Here is a 16,743-nt window from a genome sequence, read left to right as displayed (position 1 = left end):
CAACCGCGTGGAGATCACCTTCGGCGAGCTCACCGACCGCATGGAGCTGGCCCGCCACGGCGCACACACCTTCTGGGGACTACTCACCCGCACCGTCGCCGTCATCGCCGCACATACCCTGCTGCGGACATGCCAGACCGAGCTCGAAGCCGGATAGATCAACCCACATAAGGCGCCTCAGGCCTCGTTGAGCACCCAGAAGTTCTCGCCGCGCTCCGCCTCCAGCTCGGCCAGTTGCTCGCGGTGGATCTCCCGGACGCGCGCGGGGGTGATCGCCTCCGAGGGGTCGACCTCCTCCATCTGCAGGCTGGTCTTGTCCTCGTAGAGGTGCTCGCCGGCTAGACGGGCGCGCTCATCGTATGGCCAGATGAACGCCTGCCGGCTGGAGACGTGGTAGAGCGCGTCGTCCTTCTCCACGTCATAGCCGATGGCCTTGAGGTCCGCGCCGCGGGCAAGCTGGTGGAAGGTGATCTCGTCCGCGACCCCCCAGTCGCCGACGGCGATCCGGTCGTCGGAGTGCCATAGCACCGCTTCGCCGACCGAGTTGTAGAAGGCCAGAACGCCGTCCTTGCCCTCGATCGCCGTCGGGTTGGCGCCCCAGGTGACCCGGTAGACGGGGTGGTCGACCATCATGTCGGGCGCGACGATCTTGTCGAACTCCCCTGCGCCCTCGAGGTGCACGTGCCGCCACCAGTTGAGCAGGATGGCCCGCTGCAGGGGACTGGTGGTCCGGTCCAGCAAGTCGGCAGTCGGCTGCATGCACTCGTAGACGGCCTTCTCGAAGCGGTTCACGTCCGACCTCCTCGGATGACAGTTCTCTCGCCGGTAGCTGAGCACTCCGGCGAGGCGGCACGAGCGGTCATCAGGCCAAAGCCGCTGGTCGGGTGCCGGATGTGCTCCTGGACCGGGTCCGCACGCTGCCCATCGTGGCACCGCTCGACCCGCAGCGGCAGCAGGGGACATCGTGGCGTGGTCCTGAGCACCTCTGCGTTCGAGGTCAGGTTGCAGAGGCTAGGGGCGAAACGGAAAGAGGCCGCCCGAGCGTCAACCGTGGGGCCGATCTGCTGTGTCCGAGGGGGGACTTGAACTCCTGGCCCCGGCTAAGCATCTGGATGCCTCCTGGTGCCTTGACCTGCACTTTCGCGATTCGGCGCGGCCGTCGATGACCCGCGAAACGCACCGAAATACACCCAGATCCGCCGGCGGCAGTATCACGTGGAGTATCACGAGCCGGGTGACGGCAGGAGGGGGGAATTGGGCGGGGACCACCTCGCCCGAGGGTGGGATGCCGGCTCGCGGGCACGGAGGGGCGATGCGGACCGGTCGGTTCGTGTCGCCGAGCCCGCCTGACTACTGGTCGCCGACGCCGACGCCGGGGCCTTCCACCACGGCGTCGTCTGCGGTCACCCCGAGAACGGCGAGGAGGGGCAGGCGGGGGATGAGCACCCGCCGTCCCAGGCGGACAGCTGGCAGCTCGCCGTTCTCGATGGCGCGGGCAACGGTGCGCACGTCGACACCGAAGACCGAGGCGGCCTGGGCGACCGTCACGACGGCGGCCCGGCTGATCCGCAGTTCGTCGAGATCCACGGCAGCTCCTGGGTGCGTGCGGCGAAGTCGCCGACATGCGTCGACGGCCGGTAGCCGCTGATGGTGGGGGAGTGGGCTGCAGTGCTGCCCCGGTCCGGCGGCCGGAGATCCCCTGTTCCGTGGGGGCCACGGTAGGGACCTCCGGTGATCCTTCAGTCCTCAGGAAGGTTCACCGGAGAAGCGACCCAGGACCTTGGCCCCTCTCAGGTCGGGCGCATGGCTGAGGTGCTGACGCCGCCGGTACGCGTCCAGTAGCGCTGAGAGCTCCGCGGCCAGCGTGGCGAGGTCGCGGTCGTAGACGCGGCCGTCGTCGAGCTGGGTGGTGAGTTCGCGGAGGACGCGGGCCCAGTCCCGGCGGGTCAGCGGGACCGCGGTCGGGATCTCGACCCGGCGCTCGACGACCTCGACGGCCGAGCGGCCGGATGCCGCGGCTCGCGACTGCTCCCAGGCGCGGTGCCGGCAGGTGGCCGAGCACCACTTCGGGATCGGCCCTCGCGACCGTGGCGTGACGAGGCCACCGCACCACGCGCGCACGGTGGCCGCTGCCCGTCGTGCCACGCCGCTGGGTGGCTCGACGTCGGGTTGTGGAGTCCGTGCTTGCTGGCTCCTCGCGTTCGTCGCTGTGTTGTGCTCGCGGCGCTGACGCTCTCGATCGCGACGACGAGTCCGGTCGCCGGCGCTGCCCGCTCTTGCCATGTCCTCAACATCCAGAGCGACCTCCGGTAACCCGTCACAACAAGTTGTGGAACTCAAGAGTGCATGAGGTGTGTGGTACTTGATCTTGCTCCGCCTCCAGTCGGAGGGATGTCGGGAGTGCTCGGTGTTGTTCGGCGCCGGGCGCTGGGGAAACTGTGCCCCGTCTGGGTCCGAGTTCAGCGTCGTTGTGGGTGCCGGTGCCAGAAGTGGAACCGACGTCGTCCCTCGTAGGGATCGGTCGGCACCCGACCTACAAGCGAAACCCAAGGGGTCGGGCCGACTGTGCGTGCCCGCGACTCGGAGAGCTGCGGGTCGAGCCCGCCAGCAGATGTGCGACGGTCGGCTTTCGTCAGCGCACTCGTCACAACGAGTGGTGAGGACCTGAGGTGCAAGACGTGTGCCGCCCCTTGATCTTGAAAGTTCTCCAGTGGCCGTGGGGGACGCCTTAGAAGACGTTGCGGAGGTGGGCCGTCGGGCTCTGCCGGCCGCTGGGCCATCGGCGCAGGATGCCGGCCATGTCGTCGTAGGCGTCTTCCCCGCCGCCGCGGTGAATCAGTAACGAGCTGTGGGCGCTGGTCGAGCCGCTGATCCCGCTGCGCAAGCCGGCGGTGCACGGCCGCACCGGCCGTCCGCGTACCTCTGATCGGGACGTCCCCGAGGGCATCGCGTTCGTACTCTCCACCGGCATCGGCTGGGCCCAACTCCCCACCGATCTCGGCTACGGGTCGGGCTGGACCTGCCGGCCCGGTCACGGGGGCGGAGATATCGCCGTCTGTGCCGCTGTCGGTGGTCGAGTCGACCCCGCTGGTGGCGGTGCTGAAGACGATTCCGGATGTACGCCGCCCGGCGGGGTCGTCGTCACGGTCTGCAGTCGGTGTTGCTACAGGCGGTGCAGGCGGTGATGGCCGGCGCCGGCTCGTTATTGGCGATGGCGCAGTGGGCGACAACAGCGCCGCAGGCGCTGGGCGTGTGCGGGGCCGCGCCGTGGGCATCGACGTTCCGCCGGGTGCTGGCCGCGGTCGAATCACCGCGGTGGCGGCGGCGTTGACCAGGTGGGCGATCGGGCGCCAGCCTGTTGCCGCCGGCAGCACTGCGGCGACTGCTCTGGGCATCCGACCCCGGGCCCGTCGCCGGGACAGCGGACACGGTCGCCGCGAGTCCCGCTCGGTCAGGGTCATCGACCTGGGCGGCCCCGACGGCCAAGCCTTGTTCCCACACGCGCCGGGCAATCAAGGTCATCCGGTGGCGATGCGTCGGAACAGCCAAGCCTTTCATCAAGGTCGTCTACGCGATCACTTCGCCGAATCACCGAGCCGCGGATCGCCGCTGCTCGCGATCTAGCTGCAGGGCCACTGGGCTACCGAGGCCGCGTCCGCCGCGTCCGAGGCGTCACCCAGCGTGAAGATCCCTCCTGTATCCGTCTGGGCACCGGACCCCAGATGATGGCCGCGCTCCGCGACACCGCCCCGAAGGTCGCTCGCCTGGGCGGCCATCACAACATCGCCGCCGCTGAACGCGTCGCAGCATGGAGCCCCACCGCGATCACCCACGCCCTCAGCACAGCTTGCCCAAGAAAGCCTTTGCTCAGACCTACCATTCACGACATTGCCGCGGACCTGATCTCCACCTCGAGAGCCCGCGTCTCCTTCCGGAAGTCCGGCTGCGACCAGCGGCGACACCACTCAAGCCGTTGGAGCCGGTGAGGGCAACCATCTTCGATGGTTGCCCTCAAGTGCTGATTGCTTTGGTGACGCTACGGTGACGCTCACGTGACGGCCTCCGTATAGCGTGAATGTTATGCCCAGACGTCAGGGAGGCGATCTTGTGACAATCGGCATCACGGTTGATAGACGGACTTTCGTTTCCTGTACGAGTCCGACTGCATAGCCGGCGGATTTACAGGAAACACCCGTCGTGAATCGTCCGGTCTGCGTCGGCCGCCAGGGTGACTCGGCAAATGTGAAGTACAAGGCGAATGATGCTCCTAGTCAACATCGACATGGGCATGGAGCGAAGGTCCTCGCCGCGCTTGCTGCGGGTCGGTGTGGGACACCGACCGCGGATGCTCGTGAGGAAACGGCACTTTGCATGACTTCAGGAGCTCCAGCGGAGCCGCGGCGGGCCAGGGCATCGACCGACAGTCTCTCGCCTCCTCCCGGTAACCCCCTTCAGCAGGCACCGCGATGAACACGTGGGCACGACGGACGCACCTCATCGCGTCGGTGCTCTTGATCGTCCTGATGGTGTCCTGCGGCCGGACAGATACCCCCGTGGCTACACCGTCATCGCCGCCGGCGGAGTCGTCCTCGCCCGGACCGGCTCCGGCGCCGCCCTCGGCACCGGCCCCCGCCCCGGACCCGGCGCCGCCCTCGGCGTCGACGCACACACCGGCTCCGGCGCCGCCCTCGGCGTCGACGCACACACCGGCACCGGCACCGCCCTCGGCACCGGCCCCCGCCCCGGACCCGGCCCCGGACCCGGCCCCGGCACCGGCACCGGCCCCGGCCCCGGCCCCGGCCCCGGACCCGGCCCCGGCTCCCGCTCCGGCTCCGGCCCCGGCTCCCGCTCCGGCCCCGGACCCGGCCCCGGCTCCCGCTCCGGCCCCGGCTCCCGCTCCGGCTCCGGCCCCGGCTCCCGCTCCGGCCCCGGCTCCCGCTCCGGCCCCGGCCCCGGCTCCCGCTCCGGCCCCGGCTCCCGCTCCGGCCCCGGCCCCGGCTCCGGCTCCGGCCCCGGCTCCCGCTCCGGCCCCGGCTCCCGCTCCGGCCCCGGCTCCCGCTCCGGCTCCGGCCCCGGCTCCCGCTCCGGCCCCTGCTCCCGCCCCGGCCCCGGCTCCGAATCCCAACCCTCCGCCAGGAACGGTCGATTACGACCTCCCCCCAGCGGATGTGCCCTTCTCACTTGAGGTGTGGCAGGGCCAGTTGGACAGCGTGTGCCGGCAGGCAGAGCTCGAGGACGGGTGTCTGACGGTCGCACTCGGTCATGTGGCCCTGGCCGAGGGGTTGACGGACCTGACCGAGGACCGCACCGAGGCCACGGACATGACCGGCGCGCAGGTGCCGGTTGAGTGCTTCCCCGTGCTGATCCGGCCGGGCAATCTGCAACCGGGCGCCCAGGGCACGGTCGCGGTGGGCACCCAGTTCGTCGTCGACATCGAGTGCAGGCCCAGCGAATGAACCGGCTCCGACTAACCGAAAGGTCGGGACGAGTTGCTGAGCTCAAGCCAGCCCCAGCAGGGGCCGAGCGGTGGCGGCGAGGTCGCCGCACCGGCACCTGTACCGGATGGTCAGTCGACCCAGCCGGGCCCGACCGAGCCGCAGCAGACGGCGGCGCCAGGACGTCCCCAGGTCCAGGACGGGGGCGACTCGACCCGGCGACAAGGAGCTGACCGCTCTACGGCTGCGGATACCGAAGCAGCCGATGCCGTACCCCAGGCGCTGACGACTGTCGGGGCGATTATCGCGCCCACGACGCTCCTGACCGCCCTTTTCACCTACTTTGGGCTCCTCTACGCCGTCGCGTACTACCGGTACTTCGGGATCAACTACACCGTCCTGGACCTGCCGATACAGGGCTTCCTCATCCTCAGTGCGAGCACTGCGACCCTCCCGCTTGCCCTCATCGCGGCCGCGACGCTCCTGGCCCTCGGGGTCTATCGGCTGCCCTTGCAGTCACTGTCCCGCAGGGCACGCTCGATCGTCCTCTACGGGATCCTGCCCATCGTCGCGACGGTCGGCGTCGCGCTGCTGGGACTGGTCGTGACGGATGCGCTCTTCGCGGCACGGGCGTTCCCTGCCGGGCTTTGGGAGGCGCGCGGGCTGAGCCTGTCCGGCGGCGTGGTGCTCCTGGCCTATTGCGCCCGCCTGTGGCGCGCCGTGCGACCAAGGTCCGCGCAGCGCCCGCATTCGAGCGCCTTGGCCACGATCACAGTCGCGAAGTGGACATGCGTGACGGTTCTGTTCGGTGTCGGATTGTTTTGGGCGGTCGGGAGCTATGCCATCCGGGTGGGGGAGCACGGTGCGCAAGCCCTCGTGGCCGTTCTGCGCTGTGCTCCGGACGTGGTCCTGTACAGCGAGAAGAGCCTGAACCTGCAGTCCGCCGGCGTCCAGGAGGAGCAGGCCCCGAGCGCCGGCGGTGCCTACGGATTCCGCTACACCGGTCTCAAGCTCGTGCCTCAAGCAGGGGACCACTATCTGCTGCTTCCCGCCGACTGGGCGCCCGGTGCCCGTCCGGCCATCCTCCTGCCGCGCTCGGACACTCTGCGGCTCGAGTTCGTCCCGGTGGCCGGTACCCATCCGAGGGCTTGCTGACCCCGAGCGGAGCCGTTAGCCCTGGAGCTCAGGAAAGTCAGTGCCCAGCTCATGGCAAGCCGGGAACCGGTCGACGGTCCGCGCATGTGCCATTTGGTCAGCAGCACGCGACGGTATTGCGAGCGGCTGACTTGGGTCCCCGACGGCCTGGTGGTCATCGGTGACGCGTTAAGCAGCTTTAACCTGGTCTTCGGCTAGGACATCACAGTCGCTAGGGTGCAAGCATGTTCCTTGACGACTTAGGCGTCACAGGAGTACCGCGCAGCGAAGTACCTTGAGTGTTAGCGGGATAGCCATGGCTACACGGGCAGGGATCTACGTCCGGATCAGTGAAGACCGGGAAGGTGCTGGGCTGGCCCCCCAATGAGCAGGAGGTTAGTGTCTCACGACTTCAGATGTCGGCGGCCGCATCGAGCCTGCGGCAGCGAATCCCGCGATGTGGTGACATTGCTTGCAAAAGCGCGATCGCCCGGACCTGCGCGGTATCGCCCTGCTCAAGACCCGATGGAAGGCGCTGCGGCGCACCCGCCTGGTCCTCGGTGCACCGTGCCATCGTCGCCGCAGTTCTCGTCCTTACCACCGCCAAGCGACCAATCCGTTGAGAAAAGCTCAGTTGACCATGCTGAACTATCCAATCTCCAGAAAGGAGATACGACCCCACCAGGTCCCCCATCGACCGGACGTTTCGCCGGCACCCTGTGCAGGGCGGGAGTACTCCTGGATAATCCATATGTTGGTGTTGATACTACTGGGTTCCCGGACGGCGCTGCTGTAGTCGCCCCAGCGGTTTCGGCCACTAGAGGAATTATTGTATGGCCCCTCGCCTAGCTTGAGTACTCTTTCAACGAGAGGAGCGTTCGGCGGGTCGTCCCACGTCCGGAAAGCGTAATTGGCGCTTGGGAACTGGGAAGCCGAAAAGCTTGAGTAGCCGACCAGGATGCCGCCGAACGAGGTGACGGCAATACTCGGGAAAGCGCGAGAGATGGCGCCAGTTGGGTCATCGATTCGCCCAAACTCTTCCACGTCGATTTCAACTACGCTACTCGCAATTCGCCACCATTGTATCGCGCTGCGGGTTGGTGAGCCCCCGGCAGGTAGCAGGACCGTATGCACTGCGTACAGTGTGTGGTACTGCCCCTCATTTTGCCTACGAGGTACGACGACGTTCTGTATGCGAGCGTCATTCACCTGGATTCTTTGCGGCACACCAAGCTGAGGCGCAAAATCCTCTCCGCCTGGCGGCCGAGAATCCCAGGTATCGGCGACGCTGAAATAGGTACCAGGTACGAGCCGTTCAGAACCTACCCCTCCTAAGATCAGGTATGGCCGTAGGTATCCCCGCCCATTCAAATTTCCATTCCAGTTTTGCAAAAGGTACATGACCTCGATTGCAGGGTCCTCGATGACCGCGGGTACTTGGGTGCCGCCAAGGCTGCTCTCCAAGGCGAACCATGTGAAGCGTCCAGGGCCGCTCCCATAAAGATCGGCCTTATCAAATACGTATACATGCGACCGCGCAAAGGTGTCCTCTACGAACACGTTGGCCTGCACGACGATCCATTTACCGTTGACACCGATACTCGGGTAATCAACCCATGGTAGATCCTGTCCAGTGATCGCTACCTTATACGTGATCCAGTTGCCTGTGGGGTTAGCAGTCTGCGACACGCCAATCAGGAGACCCGACGTGGCCACTCGCCGGTCATCACATGCGGTCATTATCCAGCGGTCGGCGAGTTGGTCATAGAGGACCTTTGGATCGAACGTTCCGCTGCCACTCGCCACCGTGGCCCAGAACGCGTCCAGTGACACAGTGCTTAGGACGGCCCCCGAGTGATTGTAAACGCGCACCGTCCCATTATGCACGGCTATCAGGTGCTCTGGCCCGGCGGCGCCGTGTGTGTCAGGTGGAATCGAGCCATTATACTCAATAGCTGAGAAGGAGGCTGTGACAGACGGCTCTATGCCTTGCTCAGGAACGAAGGCGGACGGCTCTACCACTGCGACACTCGAAGGATTGATGCTTGGCTGATCCGGAGGATCATCTGCGCTTCGCACAGGCAAATTGTACGGAATCGGCATGACGGGCGGTGCTTCACGCCTCATACTGAGGGATGTGTTCAGAGACTCATGATCGGCAGCCAGGGCGGCCATATCAACCAGGCCGCGACCATCGGCCGTTCCTGGATTGCCCCCCGGGACAAATCCGGCTGAAGCGTTGTCATTGCTCATGGCAAAACCCCTTCCAGAGCATGTGCATGACCAGCAATGCCGGACGTCGCAGCTACGAAGAAGCTTGCTGCTTCTAGGTGAGTGGTCCGCCGGGACATTTCGTCGGCAGTCATCCGATCATGCGACGCGTCAGCCTAAGAGGATGGCGTACAGGTCTTCGGACCTAGGGCAGGGACCAGGCAGCCTAAGCCTCGGCCAGATCAGACTCGCCCAATTATAGGAGTCGCCAGACGGGGTGTACGGCTTTACGACCCGCGCGCCGGAATAAGGTTCCACCGAAACAAGGTTCCCACTTGTCGACTGCAAACCGCCTCCATTTGTCTGCGTAAGGTCTCCCTTAAGCATCCTTGAGGCAGGCGTACATGTTCCCCGTCCCTGTCTTGATGTACATCAGCCACTCGGTTTCCTTGTCAATCATGCATCTTCCGACACACCTCCATAGGTTAGGAATGCCTGGAGTATCTCAACTAGCGGATGTGTATTGGATCATCAGGTAATCGACAAGTAGCCTTACGGGGGATGGCGACACTACTTCGACCCAGATGCTGACTCGACCGGTAGTGGGAGCTACGTTGCGTAGAGTGCAGCGGGCCTCGCCTATGACCTTGTTCACTCCCTGCGCCTCGCCCTCGGCCAGTGCCACAAACACTGGCATGCCGCTGATGAAATTCTCTCCCTCGAGGATGAGAATCCACTCGCCGCTCCTGACGCCCCAATCATGCCGAACTGTGGAGCAGTTGGCCTTGACATTGTCGGGAAGTCCTGGGGCCAGCAGGAAGCCTCGAACGGCCGCAAAATCAATGGTCTGTGTGTCAACTTGCGGCATCCTCAACACCCTCCCTAGACACTCGATGAGTCGGCTGGTATCGCATGTCGCGCGACTCATCCGGTCGCTCTCGTGTGTCATGCTCCAAGTGCTACGTCACTGGAGCGTCACGAGGTTGTCACCGCTGACACCCCCATCCCGTGCCGGGGCCATCGGGATACGCAAGATCGACGCCACCCCCGCAGGCGGCAAGCTGGTCTTCCACGTCTTCGGAGCACCACCACCTCCGCTGCGGGGCGCGGGCGTCACTGCGCAGCCGGCCAAGTGCCCACGCCGGCGGGGTCCCGCCCGTTGGCCACGCCGATTACGCAGCCGGTGTCGGCGTCGACCAGTGTGGTTATCCACGGCTCGTAGCGGCGCCAGCCCCCGGCAAGCTCCCGAAAGAAGCGCACCGAGCCATAGCGGTGCTCATTGACGCCCGGCCGACACCACGGCACGCCCGGGGCGCCGAGCTGCTGCGCCCCTCCTACCGCAACCGGGCACCCCGCCCGGGCCAGGCGCTGCTGGCCCCCATCCGACAGCTCATCGAGTCCGTCTACGACACCCTCAAAGGCCAGCTCGACCTCAAACTTCACGGTGGCCGCAGCCTGACCGGGGTGGCCTCCCGCATCGCCCAGCGGCTGCTGGCCGCCGAGTGCGCTGTGGCGGCGTTGAGTGTTGTGGTGCTCAAGCCAGGGCGCGAGGGCGGCGGTTCGCTGGTCGTTGCTGGTGAAGGTTTGGCGGTAGTCTCGTTGCTCAGAGTGCGGTTGAGGCGTTCGACCTTGCCCTTCTGCCAGGGTCAGTGCGGGCGGATGAACTTTTGCAGGGCGCCCAGTGCGCCGATGACCCCGCGTAGTGACCAGTGGTAGGCCCAGGCGTTGTTGGTCATCACCCGCTCGATCCGGTCGATGCCGGGGCGGCGAAGTAGGCTGCCGCGCGGGTCAGAAATGCCGCGCAGATGGTGCCCTTCTCGTCGGTGAGGATCTCGGAGTACACCAGCCGGGAGTGGTCATCGACGAGGGAGTGCACGTAGTCGTAGCCGACGGCGGTGGTGCGCCGGCGGCCGATGCTGCCGGCGGCGCGGCCGTGTGCCCGCCAGCCACCGCCGTCGGAATGCGGGCCAGCTTCTTGGCGTCCATGTGCACCAGCTCGCCGAGTCGGGATCGCTCGTAGCGGACCGCGGTGGCCTTCGAGGCCCGGCTCACCTGTCCGGTCATCCGGTCCAGCACGGATAGCCGGGGCTGCCCGCGGCGGGCCAGCGCCCGCGACACGGTGCGCGCCGGCACGCCAAGCTCGGCGCTGATCCAGGCCGGCCCGCGGCGCTGCTGGCGGCGGAGCTCTAAGGTGCGGTCCTCCACCGCGGCCGGAGTGCGGGTCGGGCTGGTGTGTGGACGGCCTGATCGGTCGGCCAGTCCGGCCTCCCTTCGGCGGCGAAGCGGGCGATCCAGGTCCGCACCACTTGCGGGAGATCCCCATCGCTGTAGCGATCTGTGCCTGCGTCCACCCTGCGGCATACCGGTCGGCGATCAGCCTGCGGCCATGCACAGTGGTGCGGGCATGACCGTGGGACCCGAGAAGCTCCGAGGAGGTGTTGGGCCTTCGACAAGCCACACCGCACTCGTAGGTTCTCCTTCGTTTAAGCCCGCTCCGCCGTCGTCAACGTCCTGGCCAGGTGCACCTAGACCGGAGCCTCATCTGCGCGCCTGACTTGGCCGAAGATCCCCGGGCTGCGCCCAGGGCGCTGACGCGCTGCTGCAGGTCGGGCAATTTACGGGTCAGTTGCGCAGCGTCTCGTGGTTGACATCGAGCTCTCGGGCGACGTCCCGGACCCCGCGCCCGCCGGCGACGAGCATTGCCGCCTGCCGGCGGGACTCCTCGGAGTACTTGCTAACCCTCCTAAACCGGCGGCATCCCAAGGCGTCCGGCCCACGGGGTCACTTGAAGCAACGTTTGACGCCATGGTGACGACACCGTGACGGCAGAGGTTGCATCCTCATCATCGCCACGCCCGAAGCGGCCGACGGACGAACCCATGACATTCGCATTATGCAAGAGGCCAGCAAGGTCGAGATTATCCTCTCAGTTGACATCCGCTGCAGGGAGGGAGTTCGGGGTTGGTGAACATATTAACGATATCGAGCGACGTCATGTCGCTAATTGGACGCGGTCGACCACTCAGGCCCGACTCGAGTCGATGGCTGGTCTGCAAGCATGCCCGCTCGCCTCGGCGAGGGATTTCCAGCGGAAGTGGGCGAATTCAGCCCGTGACTGGCATGTGAGGCAGCCTAGGTGGCTGCGCTGCACAAAGAACGCACCGACGAAAGTAGGGCCAATTATGGGGTCGATCCTGATCGCAGATTACGAGGCTTTTCGACGGTATCAGCAACCTACACCTGAAGATCCGGCCCGCGAGCACTTTCGAATGATGCTACGCGGAATATCCGATGGAGGACGCTACGATTCGGCGCGTGTCGATTTTTCGGTGGCAGATGTCGACGCTTCTCGGTACCCCGGATACTTGTATCGAGGCTCTCTCTTCGGCATTCTTGGCGCTGAGCAGTTTGCGGTCTGGTATGACCTGCTCCGCAGTGAACGAGCAGTAAGGTTGGACTACTCTCCCGACACTGAAGTTGGCTCTGGGCCAACTCAGCTTGACTGGCTAATATTGTACATGGCTAATGGGCGAGTCGGGGTGGAATCCGTGGAATGGGCTCCGAGTTAGCGATCTGTGCTGTTGTGTCGTTGACGCAGGGCGCGACCAGGGCTCGCTACGTTCGAGCGGCTTGATCTCCAAGTATGGGAGTACATCATGGCTGATGGCGATGCGGTCATCCAGGGAGGCCGCCAAGACATCAACGCTACCCAGACCACCACGGAACTGTCGAACATCAAGGACGTCACGTCCGACGATGGAGCAGGTATGTATGTATTTGGCAGCGTTCGGGGGCGAGGCGGGCTGGGGTTATACGCTGCAGGGAGCGGCCCCGGCCACCCTGGCATATTTGCCCATGGCCGCGACTCCCATGGGGTGCTGGGCCGCGCGGGCGACAGAGGTGGCGACCCCGGCGCTGCAGGGGTGCGCGGTGAGAGCGAAGCCCTTTTCGGCGTGGGGGTGTATGGCGAGCACCGAATTCGCGTGGGCGTCTGGGGTCAGGGCGGAATTGTTGGCGTGGGAGGACAGGCCAACACCGAATTCGGCATCGGCGTGGAGGGCGAGTCGAGTGGGGATCAGGGGGTCGGCGTCTACGCCCAGTCAACTGGCCCGGGCTCCGTTGGGATGTATGCTCTTGCACCGCCCGACGGAGCGGCCATCCAGGTCGACGGTCGGGCTGTATTTCGCTTGAGCGGTCGAATCACTGTACAAGCTAATGCGACCAGCGCCAGCCAGGATGTCCGGGGCCTAAGCGTGTCCGCGTCGATACTCGCCACAGTTCAACAGAACATCCCGAACGTCAGCGTGCGGGCCGCTGTTCCGGATCCAACGCTCGGCAGGGTCACGGTCCATCTCTCGCAGGCTACAAATGTACCTGTCGTTGTCGGCTGGATGGCGGTGAACTGATGAGTGAGCCCGAAAAGGTGCCTAGCGAGGAAGAGTCCTGTGCCGACGGTGCACCGCAGGAAGTGACAGATTTCGTTCGCCCGCTGGCGGTTGAGTCGGGTTCGCTAATTCGCCCTTTCTCTACCGGTCACATCCGCCCGCCCCTACCAGACTAACAACCTTGTGCACAGCCCCCGGCGGGGCAGGCCCGGATTTGCGCCGCCAGCGGGGCGGACCACCGAAACGCTACGGCTGAGGAATACCGGGTGTAGCCGCCGCGGCCACGGTTGCGCAGCGTGGCCGGGTCGATGTCCAGCACCGCACCCACTGCACGGCGGGCGGTCAGCTTTGACTCGCCCAGATCACGGTTGCAGCAGCTGAATTTCCCCGAGCCCTGTAGTCATAGGTTAGGTAGATGACGCTGATCGCCCGCGTCGCTAGGAGGAGTCGGTTCGCCGACGGGCTGGCGAGGTATCTGAGCGGCATGATCGATTAGGGACGGCAAGCCCACATTGATGTTCCCCTGGCACCGTGAGCGCCGCGGCGATGGGGATCTCCCGCAAGTGGTGCGGACCTGGATCGCCCGCTTCGCCGCCGAAGGGAGGCCGGACTGGCCGACCGATCAGGCCGTCCACACACCAGCCCGACCCGCACTCCGGCCGCGGTGGAGGACCGCACCTTAGAGCTCCGCCGCCAGCAGCGCCGCGGGCCGGCCTGGATCAGCGCCGAGCTTGGCGTGCCGGCGCGCACCGTGTCGCGGGTGCTGGCCCGCCGCGGGCAGCCCCGGCTATCCGTGCTGGACCCGATGACCGGACAGGTGAGCCGGGCCTCGAAGGCCACCGCGGTCCACTCAGGTAGGACCGGACGCCGTCAAGGGCGGCGACCTCACTGACGAACGCGGTGTCGGCGTCGACCTGGGTCGGGTAGCCGGGGGCGAGGAACGGCTTGTCCGGCGGCTCAGTGGTCGTGGGCACGACCGCAGTGGCCAGGGGTGCGTTTCCGTGCCCGCTGAGGGGTGTCGGTACAGGCAGCGGTTAGCAGCGCAGCGAGCAGCAGGCCGGTGGCGGTGACCATGCGGGGCGGGCGGCTAAGTGGGCTCCAGCAGTGCCATGCCGCCCGGACACGATCGCCTGCGGCAGAGGGGAGCAGTAGCACGTCAACGGCCGGCCACAGGCGCAAGCGGCGCCGGTATGAGCGGCGCCGGCTCCCCTCGCCTATGCCAGCGGGCCGTGACTACGCTCAGGGTCAGGCTTCGTTTGTAAATCACCATGTTGAGGCATTGTCAGGGTGATAGGACCACGAGAAACCGAGCCCGTCGTGCTCGGCATCGCGGGATCCCATTAGTGCGGTCGTATTGGCGATCGATGACCTGATGGACTGAGGCGTCTCGAGGGCGTCGAGTACGCAGTTCACGCCGCTAACGCTCGTATACTCGCTGCGTGTCCACGATGAGGCTGTCGTCGCCGTCGCCCAGTTCGAGGGTGTTGCTCTGGTCGGCAATCCGACACGCTTGATAGGCCTCGGAGAGTCGGGAGTCGACGGCAGCAGCGGCAGCCGCCGCGACTGACGCGTCGGCCAGGGCGCGCTGGCGCTCAGCAGCACTATGCCCGAGGTTGTAGCCCACCGTGCGGGACTGCCCCCGATTCAGTTGACTTGTGCCAATGGCAAATTGCGGTGGCCCAGTGAGCTACCTTTGCTGAGTCGCTGTCATAGGCGTGACCTGGACGCAGGGGAAGTTCAGGTGCGCCAAGAGCCCGTCGGCAGTGAAACAGGTAGCCGTGCCTGCAGCCCAATTAGGGCAGCCATTGTCGCAACACCGCAGTGAGGACCGCTGCCACCACCGCCACGGTCAGGCCGCTGATGACGGCGTATCGGACACCTGTCTGACGCCGTTGGCGACCCTGTTCCTTATCCAGCCGGACTTGCTCCATGGGCCGCAGGTCGATGTCCCAGGGAATTCGCTTGATGCGCTCATCGCGCACTCGCTGCTGCAGGACCGGCTTCGAGACGGAGCCAAAGGTCCACGTGATCAGGGCGACCAGCGGAATCAACCACAGCGACAACTGGCCTTGAACGAAGAGGACGATCACCGGCGCAAGCACGGCCAGCAGCAGGGCAAAGAAGGCGGCAGGCACCTTCCAAGCGGTGGTCTTGATCGGCTGCCCCACGGTGCCCAGGTATGCCCGCATCTGCTTTGCCGTGCCGTCTGCGTCCTCGCCCACGCCGTGGAGGTGTGCCGGCAGGAAGGAGTTGAGGGAGAAGGTCAGGCACATCTGGCCACGTGACTGGTCGGGATAGGGCCCGCTGCCCGACGCGCTGATGTCGCAGGCCACCTCTTCGGGCAGGAGTGTCGCAAGCTCACTGAGCTCAATCTCACGGTCCTGCTGACCAGGGCGCCGTACCTCGAAGCGCGCTGCACCGGTAGCTCGTGCAAGCTCATCGCCGATGCGCCGCAGGTGAGTGAGATTGACACGTCGCGGGGGCAGGATCTCATGAAGGTGCGGCCAGTAGCCTTCGAGCGGCCCAGGATCCCAGAATCGCCACGTCACGATCGCGAAGTCTCCCGGTTCACGACGGTGCAGTCGCGCTGGATGGGCCATTTGGGTCCATCGGGGCGGTGTCCGTGACTGAAACCTGATCGCTGAGAGACGTCCTCGACCTCGTCGACTTGTGCCCTCCGTGCCTGCTGTGCCTGCTGTGCCTGCAACCGCGCGGATGCATCGCACCGGGCGGCCTCGGCGCGGCGGCCGAGGACGGGACCCGCTGGGGCGCATCACCAGTGCACCGGTGCGCGGCAGTGCCGGCGCCCGAGTGGTCAATGGCTTCCACGCCAACGACCTCATCGCGTCCCAGGCCATTGGCGGCGTCGCACGCGCGTCTTGGTCGCTGGACGTTACCGGCCGCTTCGCCACTTACCGCAGCGAGGCCTGGACCACCGGAGCAAGCGGCACCCGTGGGTGGCAGGAGGCGGCTACCAAGGTCAATTGCTCCGACTCCGACTCCGACTCCGACGCCGACGCCGACGTCCCGGCCTAAATCGCCGAGGACACCGCCCGCCCGACGACGTCCCCGCTACCTCGACGGCCTCGGCGGCAACCTCGTCATCAACACCGGCAAAACCGGCGCCCGCGTGCTCCAGCTCGTCGACCTGCACGGCGACGTGATGACCAGGGTGCCTATCCGCGACGACGAGATGACCGCCAGCTGGGCCGGGACGCGGCAGCAGGCAACGCGCTCGACGACACAACCAACTTACGACCAATAAACCACCCTCGGCGCTCGATGATGACCGGCGCCAGCCGATGACATGAACAGTCCCTGACCTGCATGTTCGTCGCCAATCAACCGTTGCCGACGACCTCAAGATCAACTCGCAGGTTGATGGGTGCCTCCGGCCACTGTGCGATGCCGCTGGTGCAGCGAGGAGGCCGCAGCGAGGAGATCCGCTGGACGGCTACCAGCCTCGGCAGGTCGCGGCAGGGAGACGGCGTGTGCACAGAGGTCAGGACGGGCGCATCCGGCCTGGGCGGCTCACCTCTCGACGGTGCTCCGCCGGGATCCGACGGCGGTAGCGTCCG

General features: G+C 66.1%; 11 protein-coding genes and 4 pseudogenes. 7 read left to right on the top strand and 8 right to left on the bottom strand.

The window, feature by feature from the left end; genetic code table 11:
• Nucleotides 1-177: 177 nt before the first annotated feature.
• The 3 genes from LY71_RS16840 to LY71_RS16830 form a co-directional block, all read right to left on the bottom strand.
• The gene (locus LY71_RS16840) at nucleotides 178-792 is read right to left on the bottom strand and encodes a hypothetical protein (RefSeq protein WP_106279722.1); all 615 of its coding nucleotides are present in this window, start codon (nucleotides 790-792) and stop codon (nucleotides 178-180) included.
• Between the two features lie 558 nt (nucleotides 793-1,350).
• A complete protein-coding gene (locus LY71_RS16835) occupies nucleotides 1,351-1,587 on the bottom strand; it encodes an excisionase family DNA-binding protein (protein WP_106279720.1) in 237 nt (78 codons plus the stop codon).
• 159 nt (nucleotides 1,588-1,746) lie between these two features.
• Nucleotides 1,747-2,145, bottom strand: coding sequence for a hypothetical protein (locus tag LY71_RS16830; RefSeq protein ID WP_146146165.1), 399 nt, complete (start codon nucleotides 2,143-2,145; stop codon nucleotides 1,747-1,749).
• A 689-nt stretch (nucleotides 2,146-2,834) separates the two neighbouring features.
• Between LY71_RS16830 and LY71_RS16825 the strand changes: the two are divergent.
• From LY71_RS16825 to LY71_RS16805, 4 genes and pseudogenes are all read left to right on the top strand, one after another.
• Nucleotides 2,835-3,023, top strand: a pseudogene (locus LY71_RS16825) (transposase); the annotation flags it as partial.
• A gap of 92 nt (nucleotides 3,024-3,115) precedes the next feature.
• Nucleotides 3,116-3,331 (top strand): transposase family protein, encoded by a 216-nt coding sequence (locus LY71_RS16820; RefSeq protein WP_106279716.1) that lies wholly within the window; start codon nucleotides 3,116-3,118, stop codon nucleotides 3,329-3,331.
• 1,933 nt (nucleotides 3,332-5,264) lie between these two features.
• Nucleotides 5,265-5,456, top strand: coding sequence for a hypothetical protein (locus tag LY71_RS23560; RefSeq protein WP_170121394.1), 192 nt, complete (start codon nucleotides 5,265-5,267; stop codon nucleotides 5,454-5,456).
• Between the two features lie 33 nt (nucleotides 5,457-5,489).
• Nucleotides 5,490-6,590: a hypothetical protein gene (locus LY71_RS16805; RefSeq protein WP_106279712.1), complete on the top strand. Its 1,101-nt coding sequence runs from the start codon at nucleotides 5,490-5,492 to the stop codon at nucleotides 6,588-6,590.
• Between the two features lie 627 nt (nucleotides 6,591-7,217).
• On the opposite strand, the gene LY71_RS23175 is transcribed toward LY71_RS16805, so the two are convergent.
• The gene (locus tag LY71_RS23175) at nucleotides 7,218-8,822 is read right to left on the bottom strand and encodes a hypothetical protein (protein WP_146146164.1); all 1,605 of its coding nucleotides are present in this window, start codon (nucleotides 8,820-8,822) and stop codon (nucleotides 7,218-7,220) included.
• Between the two features lie 1,260 nt (nucleotides 8,823-10,082).
• Between LY71_RS23175 and LY71_RS24725 the strand changes: the two are divergent.
• Nucleotides 10,083-10,292, top strand: a pseudogene (locus LY71_RS24725) (IS982 family transposase); the annotation flags it as partial.
• Here the strand turns inward: LY71_RS24725 and LY71_RS16795 are convergent.
• Nucleotides 10,263-11,238: pseudogene (locus LY71_RS16795) on the bottom strand (IS481 family transposase); the annotation flags it as partial. The pseudogenes LY71_RS24725 and LY71_RS16795 overlap by 30 nt on opposite strands.
• 164 nt (nucleotides 11,239-11,402) lie before the next feature.
• A complete protein-coding gene (locus LY71_RS24720) occupies nucleotides 11,403-11,543 on the bottom strand; it encodes a transposase (protein WP_106279710.1) in 141 nt (46 codons plus the stop codon).
• A gap of 893 nt (nucleotides 11,544-12,436) precedes the next feature.
• On the opposite strand from LY71_RS24720, the gene LY71_RS23170 reads away from it, so the two are divergent.
• Both LY71_RS23170 and LY71_RS24175 read left to right on the top strand, forming a co-directional pair.
• Nucleotides 12,437-13,186: a hypothetical protein gene (locus tag LY71_RS23170; protein ID WP_146146163.1), complete on the top strand. Its 750-nt coding sequence runs from the start codon at nucleotides 12,437-12,439 to the stop codon at nucleotides 13,184-13,186.
• Nucleotides 13,187-13,702: 516 nt separating this feature from the next.
• Nucleotides 13,703-14,030, top strand: a pseudogene (locus LY71_RS24175) (helix-turn-helix domain-containing protein); the annotation flags it as partial.
• A 552-nt stretch (nucleotides 14,031-14,582) separates the two neighbouring features.
• Here LY71_RS24175 and LY71_RS16780 read toward each other — a convergent pair.
• The gene (locus tag LY71_RS16780) at nucleotides 14,583-14,789 is read right to left on the bottom strand and encodes a hypothetical protein (RefSeq protein ID WP_106279707.1); all 207 of its coding nucleotides are present in this window, start codon (nucleotides 14,787-14,789) and stop codon (nucleotides 14,583-14,585) included.
• A gap of 169 nt (nucleotides 14,790-14,958) precedes the next feature.
• Entirely contained in the window at nucleotides 14,959-15,714 is a 756-nt protein-coding gene (locus tag LY71_RS23165; protein ID WP_146146162.1) for a hypothetical protein, read from the bottom strand.
• Nucleotides 15,715-16,743: the final 1,029 nt, after the last annotated feature.

This window comes from Geodermatophilus tzadiensis, from assembly GCF_003002915.1.
GTDB classification, from domain to species: Bacteria; Actinomycetota; Actinomycetes; order Mycobacteriales; family Geodermatophilaceae; genus Geodermatophilus; species Geodermatophilus tzadiensis.
The sequence above is the reverse complement of the archived record's forward strand: the minus strand, read 5'-3'. Positions and strand labels throughout refer to the sequence as shown.